Consider the following 5,913-nt stretch of genomic DNA (forward strand, 5'->3'; position numbering starts at 1 on the left):
TAACCGGGTTTGCTAGGAGGCGATCACACACTTCCTTTACGACATCTTCCACATTACGTTCTGACTTTTCAATCGTTAACTCCATGTATTTTCCAATTCGAACGTCTGATACTTCGTTATAACTTAATGACTGTAATGAGTGCTTTACCGCAGCTCCTTGTGGATCAAGTACACTTTCTCTTAACGTTACATAAACTTTTACTTTATACATGTGATGGACCTCCAAGTCTCGCAAGAATGTTTTCGTAAGCATCTGTTAAGTTTCCTAAATTACGACGGAATACATCTTTATCAAGCTTTTCATTTGTGTTGCTATCCCATAGGCGACAAGTATCTGGAGAGATTTCATCCGCAAGGACGATTTCACCTTGTGCATCCTTCCCGAATTCCAACTTAAAGTCGATGAGACGAATATTTAATTCAAGAAATAACTTTGATAATACTTCATCTATGTGTAATGCCTTTTCTTTTAAAAGAGCTACCTCTTCTTTCGTAGCTAACTGCATTTCTTCGATATGGTCTTCTGTAATCAGTGGGTCCCCTAAAGCATCATCTTTATAGTAAAACTCGACGATCGGCTTTGAGAGAGGTTTTCCTTCTTCAATCCCTAATCTTTTGGAAAAGCTACCTGCCGCCACATTGCGTACGACTACTTCTAGAGGGATAATCGTCACCTTTTTCACAAGTTGTTCTGTCTCAGATAGTTTCTCAACGAAATGAGAGGCAATTCCTTCTTTTTCTAACTTTGAAAATATTAAGCTCGTAATCTCGTTATTGAGCTTTCCCTTACCCGTAATCTGCGCTTTCTTTTCACCATTAAAGGCTGTAGCAGAATCCTTATATTCAAGCCATACGAGATTTTCATCATCCGTTTGATAAACCCTTTTCGCTTTTCCTTCATATAATAACGCTCTTTTTTCCATGTGGAGAGCCTCCTATATTAAAAGTGGATGCGCCATGGTCATCGCCGTACAAACTGGAATGGTCTGTTCTTTCGATAAAGTCAATCCGGTGAGATTGACTTATCGTAGGGAGAGGACCTGAAGTTTGATAGGCGATAGGCGCTGGAACTAGATAATTCTCAAAGTCAAAAGAATGGAACCTCTTATAAACCTAATCGATCAAAAATCGTATCTACATGCTTTAAGTGGTAATTGTAATCAAAACAATCTTCAATTTCTGCTGGAGATAGCTTCGCTGTAATTTTCTCATCTGCTTCAATTAAGCTTCTGAATGGTACTTGCTTTTCCCAAGCTTCCATCGCTCTCGGTTGCACCGTATCATACGCTTCTTCACGTGGTAAACCTTTATCGATTAACGCAAGTAGGACACGTTGAGAGTAAATAAGTCCAAGCGTACGATCCATATTGCGTTTCATGTTCTCTGGGAAGACCGTTAAATTTTTCACGATGTTTCCAAAACGGTTTAACATGTAATTTAAGGCAATCGTTGCGTCTGGTAAAATGATTCTCTCTGCAGACGAATGAGAGATATCACGTTCATGCCAGAGTGGAACATTTTCATAAGCCGTTACCATATGTCCACGAATCACGCGAGCAAGACCTGTCATATTTTCAGAACCAATTGGGTTGCGCTTATGTGGCATTGCCGAAGAACCTTTTTGACCTTTTGCGAAAAATTCCTCTACTTCACGCGTTTCACTCTTTTGTAATCCACGAATTTCCGTCGCAAATTTTTCAACTGAAGTAGCGATTAAAGCGATTGTAGACATATAGTGTGCATGACGGTCACGTTGTAAAGTTTGTGTGGAAATAGGCGCTGGCTTAATTCCAAGCTTTTCACACACGTACTTCTCCACGAATGGATCAATATTGGCATATGTTCCAACGGCTCCAGAAATTTTTCCGTACTCAATTCCTTCTGCAGCTTGCTTGAAACGCTCCAGATTACGCTTCATTTCTTCGTACCAAAGAGCAAGCTTTAATCCAAAAGTAGTTGGTTCAGCGTGCACTCCATGAGTACGTCCCATCATAACCGTATATTTATGCTCTTTTGCTTTGTTTTTCAAAATTTCTACAAAGCCTTCAAGGTCTTTTAATAAAATATCATTGGCTTGCTTGACGAGATACGATAAGGCTGTATCCACGACGTCTGTTGAAGTTAAACCGTAATGAACCCATTTTCTTTCCTCACCAAGTGTTTCAGATACAGCACGAGTAAATGCCACAACATCATGACGAGTTTCTTCTTCAATCTCTTTGATACGGTTAATATCAAATGACGCATTCTCACGGATTTTTTGAACATCTTCCTTTGGAATATCTCCAAGTTCAACCCATGCCTCACATGCAAGTATTTCTACCTCTAACCAAGCTTTAAAACGATTTTCTTCTGTCCAAATTGCGCCCATTTCGGGTCTTGTATAACGATCGATCATTTATTTATCCTCCGATTCTTTCCTTCGCCTGTTCCCAAATTCTACTGTTGTCAATTTCAGAAAGGGCGTCCTCTATTGAGTGATGCAAAATGGTCACATGACCCATTTTCCGTTTAATTTTCGCTTCCTTTTTTCCATATAAGTGAATTTTCCAATTTGGATATTCGCCTATTTTTTCAATGATTTGCTCTTGATGCTCACCAAGAATATTCACCATCACAACTGGCTTTAATAATTCAGTACTTCCGAGTGGAAGATTGCAAACGGCCCGAATATGCTGTTCAAATTGGGATGTTTCACAAGCCTCAATGGAATAATGACCGGAATTATGCGGTCTAGGCGCCAGCTCATTTATGTAGATTTCGCCGTCTGCCGTTAAAAACATTTCAACCGCAAGCGTTCCAACTAGTTTTAAGGACTGAGCTAGCTCCTTTGCTAAAGTTATTGCTTTTTCCTTCGCTTCCACTGTCATTCTTGCTGGAACAATGGTTTCATGAAGAATATTATCCTTATGAATATTCTCTCCTACTGGAAAAACAGATGTCTCACCCTTTTGGTTACGCACAACGATCACTGAAATTTCTTTTTCAAAAGAAATCCACTGTTCAAGCACACAAAGACCTGAAGCTACTAATGGTTCGCCTTTTTCAATGTCTTCTCTTGTGTGAATGACAAGCTGCCCCTTACCATCGTAACCACCCGTTGCTGTTTTTAATACGCAAGGATAGCCGATGACATCAATTTGTGTATAAATGTCCTCCATCGATTTAATGACTTTATAAGGTGCTACCTTTGCACCTGCTTTCCCGATAGCAGCTTTTTCTGTCGCTCTATTTTGGGTAATTTCTAAAATTTCTTTTCCTTGTGGGACATAGGCATTCTCACAAAGCCATTTGAGGGCAACTGCGTCGATATTCTCGAATTCGTACGTAATAACATCACTAACTTCTGCTAATTTTTGAATCGCTTGTAAATCGTGATAATCTGCTACGATTTTAATATCAGATACTTGCCCACATGGAGAATCGTCTGTCGGATCAATCACAGCAATGCGATAGCCTTTTTCTTTGGCAGCTAACGCCATCATTCTACCAAGTTGTCCTCCTCCAATGACTCCAATCGTTTGTCCAGGTAAAATGGTTTTAGACAAGTTCATCACTACTTTCCATTACCTTTTCTCTTGTTTCATCTCTCATTTTCCCAAGCTTTTCTGCCAATACAGGGTCTGTAGTACCAAGGATTTGTCCTGCAAGGAGACCAGCATTTGTTGCCCCTGCCTTGCCGATAGCTACTGTTGCTACTGGAACGCCTCCTGGCATTTGCACAATTGACAGTAGGGAATCCAGTCCATTTAATGCTTTTGATTGAATCGGTACACCGATTACTGGAAGGATTGTTTTGGCTGCCACCATACCCGGAAGATGGGCTGCTCCACCTGCACCTGCAATGATCACACGAAAGCCTCGTTCTCTTGCTTCCTCTGCATATTGGAACATGAAATCAGGGGTTCTATGTGCGGACACTACTTTTTTTTCATAGGAAATCTCTAATTTATCTAATACTTCACATGCATGCTTTATCGTTTCCCAATCAGAGGTACTCCCCATAATTACTGCAACCTGTGCACTCATTTTTCTCCTCCACTTTTAAGCCATAATAAAAGCCCGGAACAAACTGCTATATCCTATGAAGGAAAGCAATCTGTCCGGGCATTCAATCGTTTATTGAGGCACAGAAAACAAGAGGACATCAACTAAAGGCTGCGCTCGCACAGTCTTTTATCCATCATGTCCGCTTTTGCCCTTCAATAAAAGACCAATCCTATCCGGTCATATTCACTTTCCTCATAGTCCAACAATTTAGGGTTGTCGGGTAGAAACTTATGGGCCGTATTCCCATTATATATGAGGTAAATTTTATTTTTTATCGATTATTCCATTTGCATTACCATATTAACAACATAAGGGCTAAGTGTCAACTAATAATCGAACAATAATAAAAGATTTTTCTTTTAATGTTCGTGTTTTAATCTTCCGTTTTTTTTGCTTCAAAAATAATTTGCCGTCCAATTGGCTCATATGTTACGTCCGTTCCTTGCCTATTTTCTTGAAAAATCGGCTTCTCAATTCTTTTGATAGGCATATAACCAGCTTTCTGGATCCGTTCTAAACATTGGTCAATGGTCTCATGTTCTTGTACCTCAAACTTCTGCTTCAATTTGCTCATTTAAACAATTTTCCTTTCCTAACCGATTTCACCCAGAATCCACCATAAATTGCTTTTGGCTCATAAGCTATAATGAACGCTTTCGGATCTAATTCTTTAATCGTTGCATATAGCCTTAGCTCATATTTCCTTGGAGTTAGAATCTGCAATGCCATCCGTTCTCCCTCAAGACCATTCGCTGCCCAACTCGTCACTCCATAACCCTTTTCACGAAGATTTCTCGGTAAATCTCGATCATACTCTTTCGTAATAACATTGACCGTAATATAACCTAACGCAAGTTTCTCTTCTATTTTCATTCCTACGATAACACCTATTCCATAGCCAACAGCATACGCTATTAAATTTTGAATTTGATCAAGATTATCCAGCACCAATCCAAGTCCAATGACATAAATGACGACTTCAATCATACTAATAAAAGCTGCTTGATATCGCTGTCCCTTTAACGTCAAAATCATTCGGATTGTAAAAAAGGACACATAAACAATATTAATCGCTAGAATGATGAGAACCATTACCAGTCCATTTTGTAACACAATACGTCCTCCTAATAAAGCAAAATCATGTAAGTGTCATTGTACTAAAAATAAAGGGTTAATGCGACCCATTTTTGCCTTGAATTAAAGATGAGTACTTGTGACCTATTCCTAATTATTACGCATTTGCAAATTTGAACACGTATGATATAGAAGCTATTGGTTTATTACTGTTAGATTATCCTTCTTGTTATCGAAAAAAACGAAGGAATTTTGGGCGGTGACTGGAAATTGCTCTCTTGAACAGGTTACGAGGACATTCTTTCTTGTGACTCTGCTTGCTTGACTTTGTCCTCATGAGCACCTTATGAGGACAACCTTTCCTGGTTTTCGTTCGACTTTGTCCTCATGAACTCTCTATGAGGACATTCTTTCTTGGTTTTCGTTCGACTTTGTCCTCATGAACCCCTTATGAGGACAAACTTTTCTGATTTTCGCCTGACTTTGTCCTCATGAACCCTCTATGAGGACAAACTTTCTTCGATTTCGTTCGACTTTGTCCTCATGAACCCTCTATGAGGACAAGCTTTCATGAATTTCGTCTGACTTTGTCCTCATGAACCCTCTATGAGGACATACTTTTCTGGTTTTGGCCTGACTTTGTCCTCATGAACCCTCTATGAGGATATTCTTTCCTGTGACTCTGTTTCACTTTGTCCTCATGAGCCCTTTATAAAATACAAACTTTCTTACTCAGTCACTTAAATACCTATTTTATAGAATAAGATCAAAAAAAGAGCACCCATCAAA

At 39.3% G+C, this 5,913-nt stretch carries 7 protein-coding genes and 1 riboswitch; all 7 genes read right to left on the bottom strand.

Going from position 1 to position 5,913, the window contains the following annotated elements; translation table 11 throughout:
* Nucleotides 1-211, bottom strand: a 211-nt coding sequence (purS, locus tag BMSHG_RS26410; protein ID WP_019155524.1) for a phosphoribosylformylglycinamidine synthase subunit PurS, incomplete at its 3' end; no start/stop codon positions are given.
* Entirely contained in the window at nt 204-923 is a 720-nt protein-coding gene (gene purC / locus BMSHG_RS16295) for a phosphoribosylaminoimidazolesuccinocarboxamide synthase (protein ID WP_019155525.1), read from the bottom strand. The genes purS and purC, both read right to left, overlap by 8 nt.
* Before the next feature lie 182 nt (nt 924-1,105).
* On the bottom strand, nt 1,106-2,398 hold the full coding sequence (gene purB, locus BMSHG_RS16300) for an adenylosuccinate lyase (RefSeq protein ID WP_019155526.1): 1,293 nt from the start codon (nt 2,396-2,398) through the stop codon (nt 1,106-1,108).
* A gap of 4 nt (nt 2,399-2,402) precedes the next feature.
* Nucleotides 2,403-3,554 carry a 5-(carboxyamino)imidazole ribonucleotide synthase gene (purK, locus tag BMSHG_RS16305; RefSeq protein WP_019155527.1) on the bottom strand — a complete coding sequence of 384 codons (1,152 nt, stop codon included), beginning with the start codon at nt 3,552-3,554 and terminating at the stop codon, nt 2,403-2,405.
* Nucleotides 3,541-4,029, bottom strand: a complete 489-nt coding sequence (gene purE, locus BMSHG_RS16310) for a 5-(carboxyamino)imidazole ribonucleotide mutase (RefSeq protein ID WP_019155528.1) — start codon at nt 4,027-4,029, stop codon at nt 3,541-3,543. Before purE ends, purK begins: the two co-directional genes overlap by 14 nt.
* A gap of 196 nt (nt 4,030-4,225) precedes the next feature.
* A riboswitch (purine riboswitch) is annotated at nt 4,226-4,326 on the bottom strand.
* Between the two features lie 97 nt (nt 4,327-4,423).
* Nucleotides 4,424-4,624, bottom strand: coding sequence for an NETI motif-containing protein (locus BMSHG_RS16315; RefSeq protein ID WP_019155529.1), 201 nt, complete (start codon nt 4,622-4,624; stop codon nt 4,424-4,426).
* A complete protein-coding gene (locus tag BMSHG_RS16320; RefSeq protein ID WP_019155530.1) occupies nt 4,621-5,163 on the bottom strand; it encodes a DUF2179 domain-containing protein in 543 nt (180 codons plus the stop codon). Before BMSHG_RS16320 ends, BMSHG_RS16315 begins: the two co-directional genes overlap by 4 nt.
* Nucleotides 5,164-5,913 lie beyond the last annotated feature (750 nt).

It is taken from the genome of Robertmurraya massiliosenegalensis JC6, assembly GCF_000311725.1.
GTDB classification, from domain to species: domain Bacteria; phylum Bacillota; class Bacilli; order Bacillales; family Cytobacillaceae; genus Robertmurraya; species Robertmurraya massiliosenegalensis.